Origin of the sequence: Sphingobacterium sp. JUb56 (genome assembly GCF_014191365.1) — a bacterium.
Taxonomy (GTDB): Bacteria; Bacteroidota; Bacteroidia; order Sphingobacteriales; family Sphingobacteriaceae; genus Sphingobacterium; species Sphingobacterium anhuiense.
The window spans coordinates 724,483-749,804 of the sequence record NZ_JACHWL010000001.1; the positions used below are offsets into that span (position 1 = coordinate 724,483).

The 25,322-nt window shown below is 35.3% G+C and carries 20 protein-coding genes; 13 read left to right on the top strand and 7 right to left on the bottom strand.

What is annotated here, in order from left to right:
• Window positions 1-14 precede the first annotated feature (14 nt).
• Window positions 15-1,553, top strand: a complete 1,539-nt coding sequence (nanU, locus tag FHR29_RS02755; RefSeq protein WP_168126948.1) for a SusD family outer membrane lipoprotein NanU — start codon at window positions 15-17, stop codon at window positions 1,551-1,553.
• A 117-nt stretch (window positions 1,554-1,670) separates the two neighbouring features.
• Window positions 1,671-2,591: a dihydrodipicolinate synthase family protein gene (locus FHR29_RS02760; protein WP_183912146.1), complete on the top strand. Its 921-nt coding sequence runs from the start codon at window positions 1,671-1,673 to the stop codon at window positions 2,589-2,591.
• 137 nt (window positions 2,592-2,728) lie between these two features.
• Here FHR29_RS02760 and FHR29_RS02765 read toward each other — a convergent pair whose 3' ends face one another.
• Window positions 2,729-4,549, bottom strand: coding sequence for an alpha-L-fucosidase (locus tag FHR29_RS02765; RefSeq protein WP_183912148.1), 1,821 nt, complete (start codon window positions 4,547-4,549; stop codon window positions 2,729-2,731).
• Between the two features lie 163 nt (window positions 4,550-4,712).
• Complete coding sequence (locus tag FHR29_RS02770; protein WP_183912150.1) at window positions 4,713-5,621, bottom strand: AraC family transcriptional regulator; 909 nt, start codon at window positions 5,619-5,621, stop codon at window positions 4,713-4,715.
• A 584-nt stretch (window positions 5,622-6,205) separates the two neighbouring features.
• On the opposite strand from FHR29_RS02770, the gene FHR29_RS02775 reads away from it, so the two are divergent.
• From FHR29_RS02775 to FHR29_RS02790, 4 genes are read left to right on the top strand one after another with little or no spacing between them, the layout of a single operon-like run.
• Window positions 6,206-8,962, top strand: coding sequence for a DUF1553 domain-containing protein (locus FHR29_RS02775; protein ID WP_183912152.1), 2,757 nt, complete (start codon window positions 6,206-6,208; stop codon window positions 8,960-8,962).
• Between the two features lie 5 nt (window positions 8,963-8,967).
• Window positions 8,968-10,461, top strand: coding sequence for a DUF1501 domain-containing protein (locus FHR29_RS02780; protein ID WP_132773005.1), 1,494 nt, complete (start codon window positions 8,968-8,970; stop codon window positions 10,459-10,461).
• Between the two features lie 12 nt (window positions 10,462-10,473).
• Window positions 10,474-11,355 carry a sugar phosphate isomerase/epimerase gene (locus tag FHR29_RS02785; protein ID WP_260291664.1) on the top strand — a complete coding sequence of 294 codons (882 nt, stop codon included), beginning with the start codon at window positions 10,474-10,476 and terminating at the stop codon, window positions 11,353-11,355.
• Window positions 11,352-12,785, top strand: a complete 1,434-nt coding sequence (locus FHR29_RS02790; RefSeq protein WP_260291666.1) for a c-type cytochrome domain-containing protein — start codon at window positions 11,352-11,354, stop codon at window positions 12,783-12,785. The genes FHR29_RS02785 and FHR29_RS02790 overlap by 4 nt, the downstream gene beginning before the upstream one ends.
• A gap of 204 nt (window positions 12,786-12,989) precedes the next feature.
• Here FHR29_RS02790 and FHR29_RS02795 read toward each other — a convergent pair whose 3' ends face one another.
• The 3 genes from FHR29_RS02795 to FHR29_RS26795 form a co-directional block, all read right to left on the bottom strand.
• Entirely contained in the window at window positions 12,990-13,484 is a 495-nt protein-coding gene (locus FHR29_RS02795) for a GNAT family N-acetyltransferase (protein ID WP_183912154.1), read from the bottom strand.
• Window positions 13,485-13,533: 49 nt separating this feature from the next.
• Window positions 13,534-13,995, bottom strand: coding sequence for a VOC family protein (locus FHR29_RS02800; RefSeq protein ID WP_183912156.1), 462 nt, complete (start codon window positions 13,993-13,995; stop codon window positions 13,534-13,536).
• 66 nt (window positions 13,996-14,061) lie between these two features.
• A complete protein-coding gene (locus FHR29_RS26795) occupies window positions 14,062-14,448 on the bottom strand; it encodes a DUF2809 domain-containing protein (protein ID WP_183912158.1) in 387 nt (128 codons plus the stop codon).
• 207 nt (window positions 14,449-14,655) lie between these two features.
• Here FHR29_RS26795 and FHR29_RS02810 point away from each other — a divergent pair, with 207 nt between their 5' ends.
• From FHR29_RS02810 to FHR29_RS02820, 3 genes are all read left to right on the top strand, one after another.
• The gene (locus FHR29_RS02810) at window positions 14,656-15,228 is read left to right on the top strand and encodes a Crp/Fnr family transcriptional regulator (RefSeq protein WP_132772994.1); all 573 of its coding nucleotides are present in this window, start codon (window positions 14,656-14,658) and stop codon (window positions 15,226-15,228) included.
• Between the two features lie 71 nt (window positions 15,229-15,299).
• Window positions 15,300-16,121, top strand: coding sequence for an alpha/beta hydrolase family protein (locus FHR29_RS02815; RefSeq protein ID WP_183912160.1), 822 nt, complete (start codon window positions 15,300-15,302; stop codon window positions 16,119-16,121).
• Window positions 16,108-16,989 carry a DMT family transporter gene (locus FHR29_RS02820; RefSeq protein WP_183912162.1) on the top strand — a complete coding sequence of 294 codons (882 nt, stop codon included), beginning with the start codon at window positions 16,108-16,110 and terminating at the stop codon, window positions 16,987-16,989. The genes FHR29_RS02815 and FHR29_RS02820 overlap by 14 nt, the downstream gene beginning before the upstream one ends.
• Before the next feature lie 69 nt (window positions 16,990-17,058).
• On the opposite strand, the gene FHR29_RS02825 is transcribed toward FHR29_RS02820, so the two are convergent.
• Window positions 17,059-17,535: a hypothetical protein gene (locus FHR29_RS02825; RefSeq protein WP_021189107.1), complete on the bottom strand. Its 477-nt coding sequence runs from the start codon at window positions 17,533-17,535 to the stop codon at window positions 17,059-17,061.
• Between the two features lie 165 nt (window positions 17,536-17,700).
• Between FHR29_RS02825 and FHR29_RS02830 the strand changes: the two genes are divergently transcribed.
• From FHR29_RS02830 to FHR29_RS02845, 4 genes are all read left to right on the top strand, one after another.
• A complete protein-coding gene (locus tag FHR29_RS02830; protein WP_183912164.1) occupies window positions 17,701-19,677 on the top strand; it encodes a sensor histidine kinase in 1,977 nt (658 codons plus the stop codon).
• Window positions 19,670-20,302, top strand: a complete 633-nt coding sequence (locus FHR29_RS02835; protein ID WP_132842343.1) for a response regulator transcription factor — start codon at window positions 19,670-19,672, stop codon at window positions 20,300-20,302. The genes FHR29_RS02830 and FHR29_RS02835 overlap by 8 nt, the downstream gene beginning before the upstream one ends.
• Window positions 20,303-20,464: 162 nt before the next feature.
• Complete coding sequence (locus FHR29_RS02840) at window positions 20,465-21,421, top strand: hypothetical protein (protein ID WP_168126937.1); 957 nt, start codon at window positions 20,465-20,467, stop codon at window positions 21,419-21,421.
• Window positions 21,422-21,514: 93 nt separating this feature from the next.
• On the top strand, window positions 21,515-22,531 hold the full coding sequence (locus tag FHR29_RS02845) for a hypothetical protein (protein WP_183912166.1): 1,017 nt from the start codon (window positions 21,515-21,517) through the stop codon (window positions 22,529-22,531).
• A gap of 74 nt (window positions 22,532-22,605) precedes the next feature.
• Here FHR29_RS02845 and FHR29_RS02850 read toward each other — a convergent pair whose 3' ends face one another.
• A complete protein-coding gene (locus tag FHR29_RS02850; protein ID WP_183912168.1) occupies window positions 22,606-25,170 on the bottom strand; it encodes an SEL1-like repeat protein in 2,565 nt (854 codons plus the stop codon).
• Between the last annotated feature and the right edge of the window lie 152 nt (window positions 25,171-25,322).

Here is a 25,322-nt window from a genome sequence, read left to right on the forward strand (position 1 = left end):
TAATTGAAACTATCATGAAAAAAACAATATTAACATATCTTTTTTTAGGAAGCCTAATCTGTATGGGATTAAACTCCTGTACGAATGATTTAGAACTTACACCGATCAGTAACTATAGTGATGAAATTTATTGGAAGACAGCTGATCAATTTGAAGCGTTTGCTGTGGGTTTGCATTCAAGATTTAGAACGAATGAACGTAATTTTTTACTTTTAGGTGAATTACGTGCCGGTCTATTTGGTAATGATCCAGGAACTACGGCGTCCTTCACAGGTGAAGCATCACAAGGTTTAGAAAGAATGTGGCAACACAATCTAGATATGGATAATTCTGGAGTGACTAATTTTGCTAATTTGTATGAACAGATTAATCAGCTTAATTTGATGATTAGTAAACTAAATACAACAACTGTGCTTACTGAAGGAAGCAAGAATTATTACCTTGGGATTGCACATGGTATGCGTTCTTTTTACTATTTTCAATTGTATCGTACCTGGGGAGATGTTGTCATTCAAACAGATGCATTACCAAGCAACATTGATGTTTCCAATTTAGCGAAAGCTGCATCACCGGCCGCTGATGTTATGAAATTGATCAAAGCGGACTTAGAAAGCTCAATTTCAGCTTTTGGTACTGATTATTCTATACGTCAAGAACGTTCTTTTTGGTCTAAAAATGCGACTTTAATGCTCAAAGCAGAGGTCTATTTGTGGTCAGCGCATCGTGAGGGCGGTAAACCAGATGCTACTATTGCGAAAAACGCACTTACAGATGTGAAATCCAATTTGCCATTAGCTTTGCAAACAGACTTTAATAACGTAAATGATGTAAAAAGTAGGGGCAATAATGAGATGATATTTGTGCTTCGACATAAACTGAACGAGGCTACTCTTGGATTTATTACTGATTTTGTTCCCAATTCAAATATTCTTGTTAACTTTTCTGATTCATTGACTAATCGTAAATTTAGCGTAACACAAGATAATTATGGAGGCTTATTAAGGATACCAACGCGTATTAGTACATATCGTAATTATAATGACCTAGATACCCGTAAAAATATATCTATTCAGGCTGCATACACTAAAGATGGTAATGGAAACTATAAAATTGCTGGCTGCTTCCTTAAGAAATATCAGGGTGAGCAAAATGCGGGTTCTAGGGCCTACACCAATGACTATGCATTGTATCGCTATGCTGATCTATTACTATTGATGGCAGAAGCTAAAGTAATTTTAGGAGAAAATCCAAAAGAAGAAATCAATCAGATTCGTACCCGTGCTTTTGGAAGTAATTATAGTGAAAGTGTATTTGGATATCCAAATCAAGCAGTGGATAAAAATGCAAATGAAGCGATATTGCAGGAACGAAAATTGGAATTTTTAGGAGAAGGCAAATATTGGTATGATCTCAGAAGATTTGGAGATCAGTATGTATTTTTACATACAGGTTTATCTGCGCAAGAATCCTATAAATTGTTTTGGCCTATTGATCGTACTTCTTTAACCAACAACAGAGCTCTTAAACAAACGGCTGGTTATCCTGAGTTTTAATTTTACTAAAATACAAGTACTGCAATAACAAAATCCCGGTTATTCCGAAACCTAACCACAAAAATTCTACTCCATTATGGAGTAGAATTTCACTTTAGAAAAATCTAATTATTATATATGATCACAAAAAAAATAGATGGCTTAATTGCCGCCCCTTTCACACCATTTGACGAGAATGGAGCATTAAATTTAGCACAAATACCAAATTACTACCAGTCTTTAAAAAATAATAAGGTTACGGGAGGCTTTATCTGTGGATCAACAGGTGAAGGAGTCTCATTAACTTTTCAAGAAAAAGTCGATGTCTTAAAAGCATGGACCAAGTTAACAAAAAGCGATCCTGATTTTAGTTTAATGATTCTCTTAGGAGGTTCAAACATTAAAGAATGCCGAGAGTTGGCCACAATTGCTGAAGCAGAAGGCGTAGACGCTATTTCATTTACATCACCATTTTATTTCAAGCCTTCAAATGTGGATCAGCTAGCTAAATGTTGTGCCGCTGTTGCTGAAGCAGCTCCCAATACGGCATTCTATTATTATCATATTCCGGTGTTGACAGGTGGTAATTTTCCAATGATTGATTTACTGAAAGCAGTAGATGGCAAAATTCCGAATTTTGCAGGAATTAAGTACACACATGAAGACTTTATGGATTTTCTATCGTGTATGAACTATGCGGATCGAAAGTATGATATGCTGTGGGGCAGAGATGAGAATATGCTATCTGCTCTAGTATTAGGAGCAAGGGGAGCGGTTGGGAGTACTTACAATTATGCCGCACCATTATATTATGACCTGATCAAAGCATTTGATGATGGTGATTTCGACAGGGCAAATGATCTTCAGCAACAATCTATTGATATGATTACCCTTCTTGGAAAATATGGCGGTATTTCAGTAGGTAAGGCATATATGAAACAGGTTGGACTAGACTGTGGAGAATTTCGACTACCAGTCAAAAATATGACTGCAGAGCAATATAAATCATTCGAATCTGATGTTAAAAAATTGAATTTTAATTCTTTCTGTTCAAAATAGTTTAACGGCAATTAATTGAAAACAAAAAATATTTTTCATTTTTTGTGAAACTCGACATCAAATTTAAATGAAAAGAGCCCGTTTCCATTTACTTTTTAAAGATGGAAACAGGCTCTTAGCTGTCTATTTATTTCAGTTTATTTGACAGGAACGAGACTGATTGAACTAATCTCAGGTAGTGAATTTCCCGTAATTTCAAGCGCTTTTAGTTCCGCTTTTAAAGCGGTGTCTCCAAGTGCCTGTTGTGAAATTTCAAATGTTCCTGTTTCAACATCTACAAATTGGCTACCTTTGGTTGCCTTGAGTTGATAAGATAAGTTGTTCGTTCCGAGACTTAGCGAAATAGTTCCTGATTTTTGCTCGTGCGGAAGATAATTAACGACTATCTTATAGGTGCCAGGACGCTGGATTTTTACATCCCACGCCACTTGATCGGATTTTTTAGACCAGTCGCCAATTGCATTTGGACGATTCGGATCATGAGTCGTTGCGCCAATAAGTTTAATTCCTCCAGTACCGATTAATTTAGCATTGTTAGCCGTTAAGATTATTCTACCATCTTTTTGAGTTAATATCTGTTGCTGTATTACTTGAGGAGTTCCTTTGATTTCTGCAACAATAACCATTGGCATCTGTCCTTTAAAGTCCGCAGGTAATTGGATTGTTTTTCCCGCAGCAGATTTTGATATCTTTAATGATTTTTTAGAACTTCCTAATAAATAGGCTTTATGAATAGTATTAGCCAATGGTACTTCTATACTGCCATTTGATGGAATATCGAATACATGGAAATATAGTTTACCATCTTTTTGAGTACAGTAGCCCCAATCTAATCCTTGAAACGGACTTGCAGTGGTTCCATATATGGATTCATTATTTACTTTCATCCATTTACCGATGTCCTTAAGCAGCTTGACGGCTTTCTCTGGAATAGCACCTTCACCATCCGGACCAACATTGAGTAGGAAATTTCCACCTTTACTTACTGTTTCGATAAATAGACGCATTGTTTTATCAAATGATTTCCAGTTCTGGTCATGTGCACTATAGCCATAGCTTTCATTCATCGTGTGGCTCACTTCCCAGTCCATACCCGGAAGACCTGTTGGTGGTATATATTTTTCGGGAGTTCCAATATCCCCATTTTTATTTTCAAGACCATCCCAGAAACGGTTATTGACAATAATCCGAGGTTGCCATTTAATTAAATCTGTAAGAATACGTTTTGTACCCCAGCTCTCACCCTGATGATTTTTACTACTAAAGTCAAGCCATAGGACATCCTGACCTCCATAATTATTTGCAAGCTCTTTCACCTGCCCATATAAATAATCTTTATAGACTTCATGATTGGGCTTATAGCCAGTAGGGTTGGGGTTTAAATAGGAAAGACCTTCATATGAGTCCGGATGTTGCCAATCTAATAATGAATAGTAAGCACCCGCTTTTAGACCTTTAGCACGAAAAGCTTTAACGACTTCTCCGTAAAGATCACGTCCTTTAGGTGAAATATTAGTACCACCTGTGATGTCATTTTTTAATGAATAAGGTTGTTGACTATTAAAAATTGAGAATCCTTCGTGGTGACGTGAGGTTATAATAACATACTTCATGCCTGCTTCTTCTGCAAGGGATGCCCAAGCAGAGGCATCAAATTTTGAAGCTGTGAATTTTGGTTTTAAAACTTCGGCATATGGCTTGCTCGGTACTTTTGCCCATGCTTGAATCCATTCGGCATAATGTTGTGGATATTGTTTTCCTTCCCAGCTACCTCCAGCGGCACTGTAAAGTCCCCAATGGATGAAAAGTCCAAATCGGGCTTCTCTGAACCACGCCATCCGACTGTCTTTTGTTTCCTCCCATCCGGATACTCCTTCATATGGAATAGATTGCGCATTACTCGATAATACTGCTGTCGATAATAATCCTAAAAGAGCAATTTTCTTAATTATTTTCATTTAGTTTTTATGGTTTATGTTGATATTATATATCTACTATAGAATACCCTTAAACTTTTATTCTTTATCAGTTCCAAAGAAAGCGAATTATTTTTTATTTGAAAACTTTGGAATATGAATGTTACCATAATTATTTAGGACATTTTATTCGTTGTGAATAATACTAATCATTGGAAGAAATAGGTTTTATTGGTGTGCTGAATCTACCAACCTCCATTTCTTTTCGATAGGTTCTCGGATTTTTATTCATAATTTCTTTAAAAAACTTATTGAAGTTTGTTAAATTTTGATAACCGCTAGCATAACATACTTCTGAAATATTCAGATTCTTATCTTCCAGCAATTTGCAGGCATGTCCTATGCGTGTTTCATTTACGAATTTAGAAAACGATTTTTGGGTGTGTTTTTTGAAGAACCTGCAGAAAGCATTTGAGTTCATATTTAAGAGGCTAGCCGCTTCCTGCAATGAAACGGTTTCTCTAAAGTTTTGCATTACGTAAACATAAATGATGTTTATCCGTTTATTATCCTTTTCGCTGTAAACAGGTTTATATGTGCCTGATGATAAATGATCATATTCGGTACTTTGATGCAATAATGCTATAAGGTTTAGGAAACCGGTTATTTTTGAAAAAGAATCTTTATGGACTAGATCCCGCATGAGTGTCATTGCATTTTTTAATGTATTCCCATAAAAACGTAAACCATCTTTAGTCTTATCAATAAATTTTTGCATGGCTTGAATTGTCGATTGATCATCGGTCAATTGAATAAGAAAGTCAGCTGGAAAGTAAATAACAAGAGCTTTAGCACGCTCATGGTAGTCTGGCTTTAAAAAAGCATCATCATTATGCCAAATATGTGGAATGTTAGGCCCGATTAATACCATATCTCCTGCACTAAATGAGTCAATATGATTACCAACAATACGTTTGCCGTAACTTTCTTCGATAAGGACTAGTTCGCATAGTTCATGAAAGTGCAAAGGATTACTAAAAAAAGCTTCGTCCACATGTTTGATATGTATTGTTTTCTTCGGAAGTGGACTGATTTCTATTAATTTAGCTTTCATTCGTCTAGATAATTGGCTTGTAACCTACGAATATATAAATTTCGGTATAATAAAACAATTTTTGATCTTTTGTGATCTTCGATCGCTTTTTAGGGATATATAGTTGTAAAAGATGAACTGCAGATGTTGATTTAGGCTAATAAGCATTAGAACAATGTGATGGATGAGCGACTCCCCATAAGCGAGGTGATCAAATCTTGAATAGTAAAATTTTTGATATTGTAAATGGTCGCTAGTTTTAAAGGGAAAAAGTCTCCATGATAGCCATAGCATTTCAAGTTATAAAGAGCATCATAAATTAAACATAGGTTTACTATGACGCTGAAAGAAACAAATAAATTACACAAAAAAGGTATTAACGTCAATATACTGTCATTATTTGTTAATGAGGTTGTATTTTATGAGGTTGAAGATCCTTAATTTTATTTTTTATAAATGAAGAAGAACTGCTGTTAGCAAGATACATTATAAAACCTTTGTATTATTTTATAAACCTAATAAGCGAATACAACTAATTTGCTTTGTTTAAAATCGCTGTACTGCGATTTAAAATAAAAGCTTAGAAGTTATAAATCGTATTAAACATGAAAAAGAAAGTCGTCGTCGTATCCCTCTTATTGAGTGCCATTGTGGTCGTCGGATTGTTTACCTTTAAGAAGGAAGATCCTGTTGATTTTAGTGCTGAAGTGAAACCTATCCTTAATAAGCATTGCATTACTTGCCATGGTGGCGTAAAGAAAAATGGAGGTTTTAGTTTGCTTTTCGAAAATGAGGCATTTGCTAAGGCAGAGTCTGGTAAGCCGGCTATAATCGCAGGCGATGCAGATCATAGTGAATTTATTAAACGGTTGACCATTGATGATCCCGAGTTAAGAATGCCATACAATGCACCACGATTGAGTGATGATGAAATCGACATCTTGAAAAGATGGATCAACGAGGGGGCGAAATGGGGCAAGCACTGGGCTTATACGTTACCTGAAAAAGTTGAAGTACCTAAACCATTTTCTTTTGCTAGTTTATTTGGAATGAATCCATCGGGTATATCCAATAATATCGATTATTTCGTTCAGGATAAAATGAAAGAGAAAGACCTGTCTTTTTCAAAGGAGGCAGATAAGGAGACCTTATTGAGACGATTGTATCTAGATGTGGTCGGTATTCCACCAAGTTTAACCGAATTGCAATCATTTGTAAATGATACGAGGGGAAATGCTTACGAGTTAAGAGTTGATAGTTTACTAGCTTCACAACAGTATGGTGAAAAATGGGCTAGTTGGTGGCTGGACTTAGCCCGATATGCGGATACTAAAGGTTATGAAAAGGATGGGTCAAGACAAATATGGCCTTATCGCGATTGGCTCATTAAAGCTTTTAATAAGGATATGCCTTTCGACGAATTTACGGTACAGCAATTAGCGGGTGACTTATTACCTGATCCAACTAAAGATCAACTTATTGCAACTGCTTTTCACAGAAATACAATGAATAATGATGAAGGGGGGACCGACAGTGAAGAGTTTCGTGTGGCCTCTGTTCTAGATCGGGTCAATACAACTTACCAGGTTTGGTTAAGTACAACTTTTGAGTGTGTACAGTGTCACAGCCATACTTACGATCCATTTAAATTTGAAGAGTATTATAAATCTGTTGCTTTTTTTAATAATACACGAGATGAAGATACCCAAGGTGATCATCCAAGGTTGCGGTTCTATAAGGCCGAAGATGAAAGCAGAGTGGATAGTATCAAATCTTGGTTGACCCAGAAAGGGAATCAAAAGCTGATTCGTTCTACAGACTTATTCTTGCATACATTGGAACCAAAAATTCATGCACATTATAGTGATCAGGTTGAAAATGGCGCTTTGTATGATACTAAATGGCTCGGAATACGTTCAGGAGGAAGTGCTCGATTGAAACACATCACCTTGCAGGGTAAAAAGCAATTTTATATTAATTATTGGACATCATTAAATGGAGGTGCCATAGAAGTCAGAAAGGGTAGTAAAACAGGCCCGTTACTGACGACAGTCCAATTGCCTAGTACTTCAGGAAGACAAGTTATTCAAGCAGATCTGAAGGAAGATACCGGAGTTCATGACCTTTATTTAATATTTAAGAATGCAACAGCAGCAAAAGATCAGCCGATTTGTATGATTGAGTGGTTCGCATTGCGCGAAGGGTTTCCAGTATCTGCAGACCCGGAGTCCCAGCGTATGCAAAATAACTTTATGCAACTGATTAATACAAATCCTGAAAGTGTACCTGTGATGATTGAAAATCCTGCAGAAATGCATCGTAAAACACATGTTTTTGAGCGAGGAAATAGATTAGCGCTAGGTAAAGAGGTGCAACCTGCAGTTCCTGAAACATTAAATCCTTTTCCAAAGGGAGCTCCTAACAATAGATTGGGCTTTGCTAAATGGATTGTAAGTAAAGATAATCCTTTGACAGCACGTACTTTGGTAAATCGAATTTGGGCGCAATTATTTGGACGCGGGTTGGTGGAACCACTAGGAGATATGGGGACGCAGAGTACACCATCTATGCATATTGATTTATTGGATTACTTAGCGCTAGATCTCATGCAAAATAAAAAGTGGAGTATGAAAGCGCTTGTTAAGGATATTGTTATGTCTTCTACCTATAAGCAATCATCGAGTTTAAATCAAGGAGATGCGGAGAAAGATCCGGCTAATATATTTCTAGCGAGAGGACCACGATTCAGACTTTCGGCAGAGCAGATTCGGGATCAGACATTAGCCGTAAGTGGTCTTCTAAGTTCTAAAATGTATGGACCTTCGGTGATGCCCTATCAGCCGGATGGTGTATGGATGACGGTATATAGTGGTGAATCGTGGGCAACAAGTACAGGTGAAGATCAATTTAGAAGGGGGTTATATACATTTTTAAAACGGACAAGTCCTTATCCTTCATTTATTTCTTTTGATGCATCCAGTCGAGAGGTCTGTTTGGTTGATCGGATCAGAACAAATACTCCATTACAAGCACTAACCACGTTAAATGATCCCGTTTATCTGGAGGCAGCTAAACATCTTTCAACACTCATGCAGAAAGAAGGAGCAGGAGATTCTAAAAAAATAATTTCTTATGGTTATAAGAAACTGATGTTAAAAAATCCGAGTGCAGAAAAAGTGGTTGCACTGGAAAAATTATATAAAGAAGCATTACAAAATTTTAATAAAAAACCTGCAGAGGCGGCTAAATTCATGGCTGTTAATGCGAGTGATTTAAAAGATCCATCTTTAACATCAAAGGCTGCCTACATGGTGGTAGCCAATGCTTTATTAAATCTGGATGAATTTCTTACAAAATCTTAAACGACATGAAAGATCTCGATAAATTATTTCGTGAATTGCAACAGCAGAAATTGCAGGCGGTAACGCGTAGACATTTTTTGAAAGATTGTGTGGCAGGTGTTGGAAGCATAGCATTAGCAAGTTTTTTGGCAAGTTGTGGAGGGAACTCCAGTGGATCTGGAGCTATAGATTTAAATGCATTAAATCCACTTGTACCAAAATCACCTCATTTTCCTGGAAAAGCAAAAAGTGTCATTTACTTGCATATGGCAGGGGCTCCTTCACAATTGGAACTTTTTGACTATAAGCCAGTGTTGCAGACATTACATAATCAACCCTGTCCTGAGTCACTATTAGCAGGTAAAACTTTTGCATTTATCAGAGGTACTCCTAAAATGCTAGGTCCTCAAGCGACTTTCAAACAGTATGGGCAAAGTGGAGCTTGGGTTTCCGATCATCTACCGCATTTTAGTAAAGTTGTGGACGATGTAAGCTTTTTAAAGGCTGTACATACAGACCAGTTTAATCATGGTCCTGCACAGATGTTTATGCAAACTGGTAGTGCAAGATTGGGTAGGCCTAGTATCGGATCTTGGGTAACTTATGGTTTAGGATCAGAAAACAGCAACTTGCCAGGTTTCGTAGTATTGACTTCAGGAGGAAAGACTCCTGATGCCGGAAAAAGTGTTTGGGGATCAGGATTCTTACCTTCAGTATATCAGGGTGTGCAATGCCGTTCGAAAGGTGATCCTGTTCTATATCTTGCCGATCCGGAAGGCATGAGCAGAGACTTAAAGAGACATGCTATCGATGCGATTAATGAAGTCAACAAGGACGAATATAATACCTATAAGGATCCTGAAACATTATCTCGAATAGCCCAATATGAGATGGCTTACAAAATGCAGGTCGCGGTTCCAGAGGTTATGGACATCAGTCAAGAACCGGCGCATATTCATGAATTATATGGTACAGAACCGGGTAAAGAGTCTTTTGCGAATAATTGTTTATTAGCACGAAAACTGGTCGAACAAGGAGTCCGTTATGTACAGTTGTTTGATTGGGGATGGGATAGCCATGGAACTAATGCCTCCGATTCTATCGATTATGGTTTCCGTAATAAATGTAGGGAAATTGACAGACCTATGACCGCATTGATTATGGATCTTAAGCAACGTGGATTGCTGGACGAAACGCTTGTAGTGTGGGGAGGAGAATTTGGACGAACTCCAATGCAGGAAAATAGAGATAACAGCGATATGCCCTTTTTAGGACGTGATCATCATACTGATGCCTATACGATCTGGATGGCAGGAGGCGGTGTCAAGAAAGGGGTGACCTATGGAGAGACTGATGAAATCGGGTTTACGGGTGTAAGCGGAAGATCGTCCGTTCATGATGTACATGCGACAATGCTTCATTTGCTCGGTTTCGATCATGAAAAATTTACTTATGAATTTCAGGGCCGACCATTCCGTTTAACGGATGTTGAAGGTAACCTGATTAGTGCAGTTGTTTAATAAATAATTGGAATGAAATATATATACAGCATTATGCTTTTTATTTTATGGGCTCTACCAAATCAAGCTCAAGTGAATAATAATTTAAAAATAAAGTTCTATTGTACCAATTGGGGTATGTCAGAGTCATGGGACAGCTACTGTGCTCGAGTAAGTCAGGCTGGATTTGATGGTTTAGAGACCTGGCTTCCAGCGGCAGGGGAAGAGCGTACAGCCATGTTTAATGCTTTAAAAAAACATAACCTTTCTTTGGGTTTATTAAGTGGAGGTGGCGGTGCCAATTTTGATCAGTATCTTGCTTCTTTTATAAAAAATGTTGAGGATGCCGCGCAACAAAAACCAGATTATATTAATTGTCATACTGGAAAAGAGTATTATACGTTTGAACAAAATAAAGCTTTGATTGATGCAGCAGAAGCCATTTCTAAAAAAACGGGTATCCCAGTTAGACATGAAACACACCGCGGCCGATTTAGCTTTGCCGCACATATTACAAAAAAATATTTAGAAGAGATTCCGCATTTGCGTTTAACATTAGATATATCACATTGGTGTAATGTTCATGAGTCCATGTTATCAGATCAGAAAGAAGCCGTTCAATTGGCGCTTTTAAAAACTGGACATATACACGCCCGTATTGGTCATCCGCAAGGACCACAGGTTAATGATCCCGCAGCTCCAGAATGGAAATCTATTTTGGATCAGCATTTGGCATGGTGGGATGAAATTGTACGTATTCACAAAGAAAGTAAAGCAAAAGTCCTAACCATAACAACTGAATTTGGTCCCGCTGGATATTTACCGACTTTACCTTATACACAACAGCCTGTAGCTGATCAATGGAGTATCAATGTCTTTATGTTAAATCTTTTAAAGACACGCTATAAATCATGATGTTGTTTTTTGAAGAGTTAATGAATTTTACAGGAAGATGGCACCCAGTTATGGTACATCTTCCTATTGGAATGTTAGTTATTGCCTGTGTATTGGCACTTTTCTCAAGAAAGGAAAATTATAAGAATATAGGCCCAGCAATATCATTATCCTTATTGTTTGGTAGTGTGGCGGCTATATTCGCTTGTTTTACAGGGTATCTGTTGTCTTTACAAGGCGGTTATGAGCAAGATACTTTGAATTTCCATCAGTGGTTAGGACTTGCAGTTGCTGCTATTAGTCTTTTTTTATATTTTTTATATAAGGAAGGTGTTCGTAATTCATTCATTCAAAAGTTTAAATCTAAGCGTGTTACATTATTATTTTTGATGTTTATTCTTATTGGCATTACTGGTCACTTTGGAGGTACTTTAACACATGGGAAAGGGTATTTTAAAGATGCGCTTCCTACAGCGATTAAAACTGTTGTCGGGATAGAGGATGCATCTGAAGAACCTGTTTTACTGACTAATGTGCAACAAGCGCAGGTATATTCCGGAATTATTCAGCCCATTCTTAAACAGCGATGTCAAAGTTGTCACGGCGAGAAAAAGCAAGAAGGTGGTTTTGCTCTTCACGATCAAGCACATTTATTAAAAGGTGGTGATGGTGGGACAGTACTGGTTGCAAATGATTTAGAAAAGAGTGAATTATATGCGCGATTGATATTGCCAGAGGGTCATAAGAAAAGAATGCCTCCAAAAGGCCGTAAGCCAATTACTGCAGAACAAATTAAGTTGATCGGATGGTGGGTGAAAGAAGGTGCTGATTTTGCTAAAAAATCAAGTGACTTGGCGCAGACAGCAGAAATAAAAGAAATTTTAGGGAAATTAGAAAAGGGAAGTGAACCGACTTCTCCATTTGAAGAATTACCGGAGGCAAAAAAGCTACCGGCTGATTTTGTACAGCAGTTACAAGCAAAAGGAATTAAAGTTTTGCCTATTGCAGGTAATAGTGAATATGTAACAATCAACGCAATTAACTATCCTGAATTTAAGGATCAAGACTTAAAAGATCTTTTAAAGATCAAGGATAACATTGTGCAGTTGAAATTAGGGAATACCGCTATAACTGATCAAAGCCTCAAGATGATGGCCGAATTCCCAAACCTAATGAAGTTACATTTAGAAAATACAAAAATTACAGATTTAGGACTTGAACATCTGAATGGACATCCAGCTTTATCCTATCTAAATTTATTTGCAGTGCCAGTTACTGATAAAGGGTTAGAAAAGCTCAATAAAATGCCAAAATTGAAACAAATCTATGCCTATCAGACAAAAGCGACGTTGGCAAGTGTTGAAAATTTAAGGAAGATATCAAAACAAGTTCTGATCGACACAGGATCTTATCAGTTACCATTTCTAGCTTCTGATACCGTTCGATACTAATAACGATAGATCAATTTCGCTGATTGTTGGTATGTCCGTACAGCGCACATTTTAATGTTGTTTCTTGGGAATGATATCTTAAGAAACAACATTATTTTATTTAATGCTGTTCTAAGAATCATTTTAGTAATGAGTTTTTATGATTATATAGTGAATTGTTACTGGGTATTTTGAAGGATGATATGTATACAGGATATATCTTTTTTAAGTCCGTTTTAATATCAGCTTTTCGATTGTAGTACCATCTTCATTTCCTTTAAAATAGCTTTTAAAATTAAATTTTTCGAGTAGTTTTCTTGAAGCGATGTTTTCTGGGTGAATGACAGCAATTACATCATTTTTTCTATTGATGGTTGACGCTTGGGATAACAAATATTCACAAATTTTAGTTCCTAGACCTTTTTTCCAATGCTCTTTTCGCAGTAAATAACCAATTTCAAAAATATGGATATTTCTTTTGTAGAAGACTAGTTTGCAATCACCAATGATTTGACCAGTAGCTGTATCCAATACTTGGTAATAACCAAGAGAATCATGCTGTTTGCCTAAATCTAAGATAAATGCAAACCTTCTCTTAGCATCTGTTTCAGATAGACCTTTTCCGGTGATGTATTGCATCAGGTCATCTTCTTTAACAAGATTAAGATAGTCTGAAAAGTCTTCTTCGGTATATTTTTTAAAAGTTAGCTGGGTGGTCATAAGATGTGTAAATATCGATAAATAGAGATGTCTTTAAATATGAATTTATTTACTTTTCATGTTTTCCTACTACTTTTAACCAATCGGCATAGCGCAGTACACCATGTTCTGGTTGCCCTTTTCCTTCAAGCATACTGATGAATTCCAAACTATTGCCATCAGGATCATCAAAATAGATTGCAAGTGCTGGCATCCATGCAAAAACCATAGGTTCTGTCGAATCATCTTTCAAGAAATTGTAAGGTTTTAGATCATTTTTTTCTAACCAAGATACTGCATCGTCGCGTACAAACTCGAGATCACATTGAAATGCGAAGTGTCTTTTTTGTATAGAGGGATTTTTTTCCCATAAACCTAACATCGCCTTTTTATCTGCAGTCAGCCATAAAAATGCGATTCGACGTGGGTGGTCAATGAAAGCTAATTCCAAATTTATTTTTTTTGAATAGAATGTGATTGCATTTTCCAAATTACTCACTTCAATATGAGTTTCAAATAATCCTTTAATCATAAGTTTCTTTTTTATTATAAATAAATATCTAATACAGTTATTATCATGATACTATAGTTCTGACTTTTAATTCTCTAAAGTTTTTCTAAGAGTTCTGTCCAATAGATAGGCAATACAGGTACCAGCGATATAACCGAATAGATCTGACCAGAGAAAACCTTGCCCAAAAACAAGACGAAGAACTGGGTTGTTTCTGATATAAATAAAGAAGGAAGTTTGTATTAATTGCATGCATTCTATCGAAAAGCAGAAAACTAGAGTGAGTATAATTGAAAATAGGAGTGGACGCGTAAAAAATAGAAAACGAAAGATCCAATATACCATTATAGCGTATAACACGTCGCCTGTTATTGCAGGAACAAAATCAATTCTTCTAGAAACCAAACCAAGTATTATTGTGATAGCTACTAAACCAACGTAGGTTGTTCTTTTATTTTTACTGTTTTTTATCATGTATTAGCAACATTTCAAAATTTCTTAAAACACTTTTAAAATATATTCTTTTAAAGCTGATGTTTTATAAATAGCGATCTAGCGAAAATAACTAAATATTTCGGGAAGCTGGTGGTAATTTATGCCAAGTGATTATTAATGCATACAGAATATAGTCTAATATTTATTTTTCATTACCTAATTTAGCGGATAGTAATTCAACTCGACATGGATGATTTTTTGAAACAGATAAATGCCTATTATTCACTATCTGAAGAAACAGCAGATGCTCTGAAGGCAATCTGCAAAATACACTCTTTTAAAAAGAATGATTTAATTTTAAGAGCGGGAGATATGGCACGTTATTATTATTATGTTCGTAAAGGATTGCTGGGTTACTATACTATTAATGAGAGTGGTAATACAATTTTCAAACTTTTCTTTGAAGAGAATAGCTTTGTGGCTTCCACAGCCGCAATTATTGAACATAAGCCAAGTTTATTCCACATCATAGCGCTTGAAGATTGTGAAGTAATTATGTATCCTGCTCAAGTTTTTCGTGAATTGCTGATCAAATATCACGATCTTGCATTGTTTCATATTCATTATTTAGAGAAAAATTGGGTTGTAAAAAAAGAGCCTTTGGAAATCGACCTGAAATGGGATACAGCAAAAATACGTTATATCAAGCTTTATGAAAATCAGAAATTGTTTAAAAGACTTAAGCAACATCATATTGCCTCCTATCTTGGCATTACGCCAACACAACTCAGTCGAATACGAAAAGAATTAAATTTTTAATCCTTCAACATATGTAAACGTTTTTCATCTTTTGAAACTTGACTTTTGTCTTGAATTAAAACAATAAGAAGATGAAAAAAATTGCAATGATGTGCTTTATTTTTACATTAATACTTCCTGTTTTTGGACAACACATAGTCCATGAACATGTTTATAGTGCGAAAATGAACAAGAAAATTCCAGTGGTCATTATCACACCTCATATAATAGCGGGGAAAAGCTATAAATCTGTTTATATTTTGCACGGTTATAGTGGCAATTCCGAAAGAACTCATCAACAAGATATTCCAGATCTTTTCGCAAAGTCGGAACTTTACCAAACTATTTATGTTTTACCTGATGCTAATTTTAACAGCTGGTATGTCGATAGTCCCATCGACATAGGATCACAATATCAAACTTTTATAGGAGATGAATTAGTAAACTATGTAGATGCACATTATCCAGTCTTTGCTCATAGAGAAAGTAGAGGGATCCTCGGTTGGAGTATGGGAGGGTATGGCGCTATAAATATTGGTGTTACTTATTCAAAATCATTCTCATTAGTAGGCAGTTCATGTGGAGCATTGGATTTTACTCGATTTGGAGAAGCTTATCATGGATACCAAGTTGATCAAGTATTAGGTCAATACGAACAGTTAGATCGAGCATTTCTGACATCCAGTAAGTTCGCAAAAATGCAAACTGCAGATCAGTTTTATATTTTGGACTGCGGTATTCAGGACGAGCAGATGATCGGTATGAATCGTGACTTTCATAATCAGCTGATAAAGGCAAATGTAGATCATATTTACCAGGAATCAAATGGTCGTCACGATACCGCTTACTGGAGCAGATCGCTTTCCAATCAATTGGCTTTATTTAATAACTACTTTTACTATGAAAAACTTTAAAGCAGTTATTTATGTACTTGCAGGCGCCATTAGTTACGGATTATTGGCGACTATCGTTAAATATGCGAATGGTTTAGGTATAGGGACAAGTGCCCTAACATTTTGGCAATTTTTTATTGGATTTATATTTCTATTATTCCTCGACCTGATCTGGAAAAAAAGAAGAGGGGAGAAGAAGGTTATTGTATCTTTCAGATCAAAGTCAAGATTGGTATTTTGGGGAACATCACTTGGACTCACAACCACATTATACTACCTTTCGATTCAGTATATTCCTGTATCCGTAGGAATTATTCTTCTCATGCAGTCTATCTGGATTAGTCTCATTGTGGAGATTGTTGTCCATAAAAAACGACCCACTACAGCTAAAATAATCGGTGTAATCATTGTTTTAATTGGTACAGTGCTTGCGACAAATATTTTTGAAACTGAACTTAATATCAGCGTAAAAGGTCTTCTATTGGGATTAGGAGCCGGAGCCTCATACACTTTGTCACTCTTTGCTTCAAGTTCCGTAGCTTTAGATGTACCCAGTCATTTACGAAGTAAGTATCTTGTTCTTGGTGGATTAATCTTAGTTGTTTTATTCTGGAATATTCATATTGTCGAACAAATGAGTGCGGTCAGTTTATATTGGGGAATTATGATTGCGATTTTTGGAACTATTCTGCCTCCACTTCTTTTCACTAAAGGTATTCCGCAAGTTGGAATTTCACTTGGTAATATCTTTGCCAGCTTGGAGATTCCTGTATCGATATTATCGGCAGTAATTATATTAAATGAGTCAGTTCATACAATACAGTGGGGTGGAATTATATTGATTCTGTTTGCTATTGTATTAATCAATAAACAAGAAAAGCCTCGATAGAGGCTTTTCTTGTTATATCACGAGATTTTAAATAAAATCTATTATAAATAATATAAATAGCTAAGAATCTTAGAACGAATATTGTTTCGTTAAGTTCGCACCATCTCCTGTTAGTGTAGGATTTTCAGTAACTTTAACTTTACCATCTACTTCTATTTTATAGTCCACAGATAAAGGTGCGCCATAATTGATTATTTGTACACCGCCTGAAAATGCGCGAATCGGTTCTGTCGTTTCAATAACGTATGTTTTAGTAGCACCAGTGAAATCAGTATCGCCTAATCCAATAGCCGATTCACCTGTTTTCACGACACCATTAACTTTCCAGACATCTGTTTTTCCGCCTGGATTTCCTCCTGCCACAGCAATCGAAACAAAATCCTGGTCAGCATTTACATTGTTAAGGGTTACTGTGATTTTATAGTGACTTCCCTTTTGTTCTGGTATTGTATTATCATCATCTTTACTACAGCCTATCGTCAACATGCTAAATGTCAGCGCTGACAAAATCCCTAAAAGTGCTATTTTTACATTTACTTTTTTCATAATTACTAATTTTATTTATTTTGTGATAGCAAATTTCCATAGATTGGGTTATTTGAACAATCATCTTAAACCATGATTTAATTTCTAATGGTTTACCATGATTTTTTTTGCAAATAAAAGATCAACTCTTTTTATGCAGATATTTGTCATTTAATTACTAAACCCATGTTAAAGCGATATTTTTTATCAATCATATTTTCGATTTTTATTTTTGCATATTATGCGAAAGCACAACAGCTTATCCCGTTGGATGAAGAGGCTTATGTAAGGCAAATTAATGATCAGATCAATCGTGGTAATAGCGATAGTACACGCCTCTACAATTATTTACTGCTTTCAGAATATTGGGCGCCAACAGACGCTTTAAAAAGCAAGCAGGCATTGGATGCAGTATTACACGCTAAGAATAAAAATATTTTAAGCTCCGGACTTTTAAATTATTACCAGGCAGTGTATGAAACAAGTCAAGGTGATAAAACTAAGGCTAAACAATTGTACAATGATGCGATATCTATACTTGAAAAAGAATCAAAGAATAAAGGTACCTTGATCAAATCTTGGTATAACTACGCATACATGCAAATGGAGGACAAAGGTTATGATTTTTTGGTCAAGACTTTGACTGAGAAATGTATACCCTTGAGTGAAAAAAGTGGAAATACAGAACTTTTAGCTTATTGCTATACCCAATTAGGCTTAACTTTTATGTCTGTTGGACAGCTTAATACTGCTGAAGAATATCAAAAAAAGGCATTGGAGCAACTCCTTAGTATACCTGAACAAAATACAGCTCATCTTATTACTTACCTCAATCTTGTTAGTAATTACTGTTATAAACCTGACAGCAAAACTGCAAAAATCTATCTGGACAAGGCAACAGCACTTATTAAAAAATATCCCAATACACAGCATGCGGCTAATTATTATTATCAGGTAGCCATATATCATACAACAAAACTGGAATTTACTCCAGCTTTGGAAAATCTAAGTAAGGGTATTCCATTGGCAAAAATAAAAAAGCAAGGAAAGATGTTGCAGATGTTAAAATTTAGGATGTATAATGTTTATCTGATGCAAAAAGATTATACGAAAGCTAAAGCCTTAATGGAGGGGATTTTAGATGAGGATATCTTGACAAAAGAAGGTATCAATCGTAAGATAATAATAACCCAATTGGCTACGGTTAATGAATTAATGGGCGACTATAAACAAGCTTATCAATGGTTAAAAAAGTCAAGCGCATTAAGCGATAGCCTGCAACAAAAAAAATTACTGGAGAAAATGAACGCGTTGGAAATCTCACATCAAACTTCAGTAAAGCAACAAACCATAAATCGTTTAGAACAGGAAAAAAAGGAAAATGAACTCTTAGCTAGAAATAAGAATCTGCGTACTATATTATTGGGCATTGCGCTTGGTTTGAGTTTGGTTATTGCATTCTTAGCCTATCTCAATTATTCGAAACAGAGGAAATTGAATGAACAAATCAGTTTGAGTCATCAGCAACAGTTGTTACGTATTGAGAACAAAAGGAAATATGATGCAACACACGCTCTTTTACAAGGAGAAGAGCAGGAACGTCAGCGTATTGCCCAGGATCTACATGATAGTATGGGAGGAATGCTGGCCAACATCAGAATGTCCATTTCAAAGGATGGGATAGGAAATATTAATGAAACAAATGATATCGTCCAAAAGCTAGATAGGTCTATTTCGGAAATGCGTCGTATTTCTAGAAATTTGATGCCTGAGACCTTAAAAAATCTAGGTCTTGAAACTGCATTATCAGAGCTTTGTGAATCCATGAGTTATAAAAAATTACGCATTCAATTCGAAGCTTTTGATTTATCGGAAAATATTCCTTTTGAAACTCAGCTTGCTCTTTATCGCATTACCCAAGAAAGTATAAGCAATGTCATCAAGTATGCACAGGCAAATAATGTAATTGTTCAGATCAGTCAGAATGACGATCTTTTGAATCTTACCATTGAAGACGATGGCGTTGGATTTGATAAAAATCAAATTACAAAAGGATTAGGATTAAAGAACATTGAAAACCGTGTACAATTGATTAATGGAACGGTAGATATTACTTCTGCAAAAGGGGAAGGGACTACAATAAATGTCGAATGTTATGTCTAGTAAAAATACGTTAAATCTGGCAATAGTTGATGATCACCCGATGATTGTGGAGGGACTAAGATCTTTACTTCAAAATGAACATAAATTTCAAGTGTTTTCATTTACAAAAGGTGCCGCTATATTGGATTTTATTCAGGAAAATACAGTCGATATTGTATTATTGGATATTATTTTAAGTGATGGTAATGGATTGGATTTTTGTAAAAATATTAAACAAAAATCACCACATTCCATTGTACTTGGTATAAGCAATCAGGCTGAGCGCAGTATTATTTTCCGGTTTTTAGAAAATGGTGGTAATGGTTATATCTTAAAAAATGCTGATTCAGAAGAAATCGTTGCGTGCATCGAAAAAGCATTGGGCGGTGAGATTGCTTTAAGTAAAGAAGTACAGCAGATTATGTTAAGGCCTTCCCTCAATACTTTCGAAATACCACGACTGACAAAGAGAGAACAGCAGATTCTAAAATCTGTAGCTGACGGACTAACATCAGCAGAAATAGCTGAGAAGTTATTCATTTCCATCATTACTGTAGAAACTCACCGCAGAAATCTCCTGAAAAAATTTCAGGCAAAAAATATGATCGAATTAGTAAGGGTTGCAACAGAGAATAAATTGATCTAATCTATATTATTTCAACAATTTCTTATCCTTAACTCATTTCATCTAACCAAACGACAACTATATTTAGCCTGTAAAAAGTACTATTAATATATGCTTGATCTTTATATTTTTTTTAACTTTGACAATACAACTAATCAATTTTAGTAAACATAAATTCCATTGATGATGAGTCGCATATATCCTAGTCGCCTTTTAGCTATATTTTCAATTATATTTCTATTTTTTTCTTGTAAAAAATCGGATGTCAAACAGGAGCTCTTAAGTAATGGTCTATCCATTATCGCGACTGATGGCCACGTTGCAATTAGTGGCTATCGATCCTTTGTTGGTGAAGTTAGTACAGTCTATTGGTTAGATGGTCTAAAGATAGATGCGACTACATTTATTAAAAATATTCCGAATGGAACTTTTTATCGTAAAGCTATTGATGATAAATCAAGAATAAATTTTGAATATAAAAATAAGTCAGGAGCAAAGGAATCCTATCAGATGGACCAAGGTAGCTTCCTGTTAGATACCGTTATGTATTATTATAAAAACAATGTGAAGGTAAAGATGAATAGTGATAGTGTGGGGGTCCTACGGACTATGACAATGTATAATGATAAACCATTGTTTGCAGGAATGTATGGAAAGGTTTCTGGAAATTTCGGAGGAAGCTCATTAGCTATAGGTAAACCTTTTTATTGGAATGGTGTATCTGCTCCAGAAGAACTACCGTTGCCGAGCAAAGGAATATTTAAAGAAGTAACAACAATTTTTCAAGGTAGTGCAAATACAGTTTATATAGGTGGTAATTGTGGTTTTCCGGTCTATTGGAAAAATAAAGAACTTGTTGTATTGGATGAACGTTATGGTGAAGTTCTGCAAATTACACAATCGAACAATGATATCTATGCTGTTGGATTAATTAATAAACATCAATCAAACAGTACTGGTCATACTGCTTGTTATTGGAAAAACGGCGTTCTTCACGAATTAGAAGATAATGCTCAAGCTTCAGGAATTTTTATTAACGGTGAAGATGTTTATGTAACAGGTTCAACAGGAGACGTTCCTGTAAATTATAAGCCATGTTATTGGAAAAATGGTGTTCGTGTTGATCTGCCTACATCATAATTTTAACCTTACTTTTTTTTCTTTTAAGATTTGCTGTGATTAAATTTGAATATTTAAAAATAAGTGTAATTTAGGTCTTAAAATTATAACCCAATGCGATATTCAATACATTCTATTTTATTGCTTCTTTCTCTTTCAAGTACATGTCTATTGGCGCAGACTAAAGAAGAGCTTAAGAAAAAATATGAAAACAGCGATCTTCATAAGGAAACGGAGAAAAAGATGAGAAATTCTAGAGCCTATCCCGATAGTGTGATTCTAGCACCTCTTCATTTTACAAACTCTTTCGTTACTTTAGATAGCGCTGTTAGTGACTTTCAATCTTTCAGTATCGATGTAGAAATATTGAATGACATTCCTGATGATTATGCGTTTTATATTTCACCTTTCAACATCAGCTTAAATGGTATGCCTATATATGGGGGCATCCAAACCCATTCTGATGGTTTTAGTGTGAAAGATAATTCCTATCAGCAGATCGGCAGAGGTGGGATTTTTTCGCGTTGGTATGAACGAAGTAAGGAAGCTACTCGCTCCAAAGGATATTACAATAGTAGTGATGGCGAAGGTGATTTCATCAGTGTTCGAAATAAACTTAATTGGAATAAGGGAAAATATCGCCTAAAACTTTCAAAAGCAGATTATGTTCCTGGAAAAGCAGTTCCAGAACACTATAATCCTAAAGATCTATATTTCGCCTGGGGCGATATGGAACATACGTGGGTAACCTACACGGTTGAAAATTTGGAAACTAAGAAAATTGATACCATAGGTTCCATGGCTTTTCCTGGCAAGAAGTTAGTGATGGGCAAAAGTATCATATACTTTACAGAGCAGTATCATAAAGCGTTTGATTTTGCCAGTAAGGATCGTAAACTAGGAGAGGGGTATCTCCGATATAAGGATATCCCAGTCATTGATATGACTTTAAGTAATTTGAGGATAAATGATAAAGAGTTTATTCCAAAGGAAATAAAAACTCATCATAACAGAACACATCATCCGGATCAGGATCAGATTGCAATGCCAATGCCGGTTCTGTCGACAGATAACTATAATCCAACAACTGGAGTATTGACTTATCGGATCGGTAAGTTGGTGAAGTGGTAAATAATCAGTAAATAGTAATGTCTATAAGGCCACAGAATATTCTGGTCTTATAGACATTACTATTTATGGCTCTATTACTTTTTAAATAGATTTTTAAAAAATGAACTTAATGTGTCTTTTCGCTGTTTATCAAGACCTAAGATTTTCAGATCTATTTCGATATTATTTTCTTCCGCATACGCATACCATTTTGCAAATTGAACTTCATCAGCATATTCTGAAGCAGGTCTATAATAATATAATAATTGGTTTACAGCATGATGGTAAACACCTATCTGCATTGCTTTTTCGTAATAGCTGATTGCTTTTTTAAGATTTATTTTTAATCCACCGAGGCCACGTTCATACATAATAGCATAGTAAATAGGTGAAAATTCTTCATCGTAATCTTTTTTTAAAAGCGGTAGAACCTTTTTATAATCTTCTTTTGTAAAATATATATCGGCTAGCTTATCCGAATTGAAATAATATAATTTCTGGGCTTTTAAATAATAATCTAACGCTTTGTCTTCATCTTTTTCTACCCATTGGCCGTGGTAATAAAGATCTCCCAAATTAGCCCATCCTAATCCATTGCCCAATTCTCCAGCTTTAGTGTATGCATTTACTGCTTTATCAATATCTTTCTTACAGCCCAGGCCATTTTGATAGTGATATCCCAAATTGTTCCAGGCATTCTTTTCTCCTAATTTTGCAGCCTTTTCATATAATTCTAGACCTAAAGCTAGGTTGGCATGAACTTGATCTTCGGTATCGGTATAAATCATGGCCAATTCGGTCATCATTTGAGGATGCTTTCGCTGCACACCTATTTTTAAAACTTCAATTGCCTCCTCTATTTTGTTTTTTTTCAAAAGATCAAGACCTAATTCGTACAAGCTTTGATTATCGAAATAGTGAAAGTAATTTGCGCCGATTTTAGATTTCCAACCGGTGTAATATTTTAAGAAAAAAGCTAAGTCTTTTCCCCTTAAGTTCTCTTTTTGGTTATAGCATTTACCCATCTCCTCAGGTGTAATTTTTCTGATTTTCATCAGTTTGTCAAGACAAAACAATTCTTCTTTCTGATAGAGGAAAAGCTCATCGTTATGATGGTCAATTACTTCTGAAACATACTCGTAAATTGGACTTAATTGATTGGTCTGTCCATCCCAATATTGCATTCCATCTTTTAAGTGCACTCTTAAAAAGTGTTTTTCAAGCTGTTCGATTTTAAGATAAGAAGCATTGGGCTCTAGTAACCAATGGTTGTTAAAGGCATCAAAAATTCCATTACCAATTTCGGTATATAATATGTAGATATCTTTAAAGAAGTTTGCCAGATAATCAATTTCAATTTTTTGAATATTAGCATCTTCTTTTAGATAATTTTCATTTATCGGATTATAAATAAACCATTTTTTAGCCTTAAGGTAAACAAAAGTCTGGTAGTTCGAAAGTGTGATTACCTGATCTATTTCTGTATCAAGAATTTTTCCATCAGATTTGATAATTTCAATTTTTTTATTCCCTTTGTTTGGTTTTACATAGAAAAAGTTATAGGGCAGTACATGTAATACATCTTCGAGATAATCGCCAATATGGACCCCTCTATTATTAAAATACTTACGCTTTGAAGTTCCTGCAATTTTTATAAAGAAAAGTTCACTCCCGTCAAAATCAAAAGGACTTTCACTATCTTGATTGATGACGTTTTCATTTTTATGATTGATTAACGTGTATGTGCTACCTGTTTTTGCATTAAAATAATTCCCATATAGATGTGTTAACTCCTCATAAATAGGTGGAATAAGCAATTGATGATCTACCATATTTATAAGCCCAACCTTAGCATCAGAAGTTACACAACCAACTAGATGCTTAAATTCGTAATCGTAATCTGAAACTAGTCCGTAATAAATTTCAAAAACATGAGATGCATCATCATAAGTTGGTGGAACTATTTCAGTTCCTTTTGTGTCTAGGTAACCAAATTTGTTGTTTTTTTGAATAACTGCAATTCCATCCTCAAATTCAGATATTTCATCATAGTAGGCAGGAGTAATGATATTACCTTTTATATCTTTTAATCCTTTTACATCATTTTCTGTAAACACTTCAGCATAATCGTGTTTATAAACATCTTCATTCCAATATCCTAATCCGTAGTTTATCCAATCTGTTTTTAGAGCCTCAAGAAAATTTTGATAACCGGATGCTTTCAATATACTATCGAGCGGTTTTAAGCTTTGAGATTTTGTTGCCTTTAGGTAACTTTTATTTTTTTGTTGGATTTCAATAACCCAATCTTTCGCTTGTTCTGATTTTCTTTCCTCATTCATATTGAAGACATCCGTACCATCGATCAAGAACGTATCATAGGGTAAGTTTTCTAACAAATCAAATAGCTGATTGACGGGCTCGTAATACGCCTTTTTATAGTGCAATTGGTATTCATCGGCCAATAGCGTGTAGAATTGCCTTAATAACACAATTCCCGCTTCTCGGTTTGCATATAATAGTTTTCCTTTTGCCCTGATTTCAGAAGCAAAAAGTGGTAATAAAAGAGGGGGTATTTCGTAGTTCCATTCTCCCAAATAATAGGGATAGCTTTCACCAGATTGGGAGTCGATATTATAGATGTAAATGCGATGTGCCATTTTTATAATTTTATTAAGATCCTAATCAAAGATAAAAAGATTAGTTTCCTAAAACATTCGCTGAAATTGGGGATTTTTAAGAAATGATATCTGCATACAAGTTATATTTTTCAGAATTTATGATAGCAAAGAACCAGCAGTATTCGGGATAT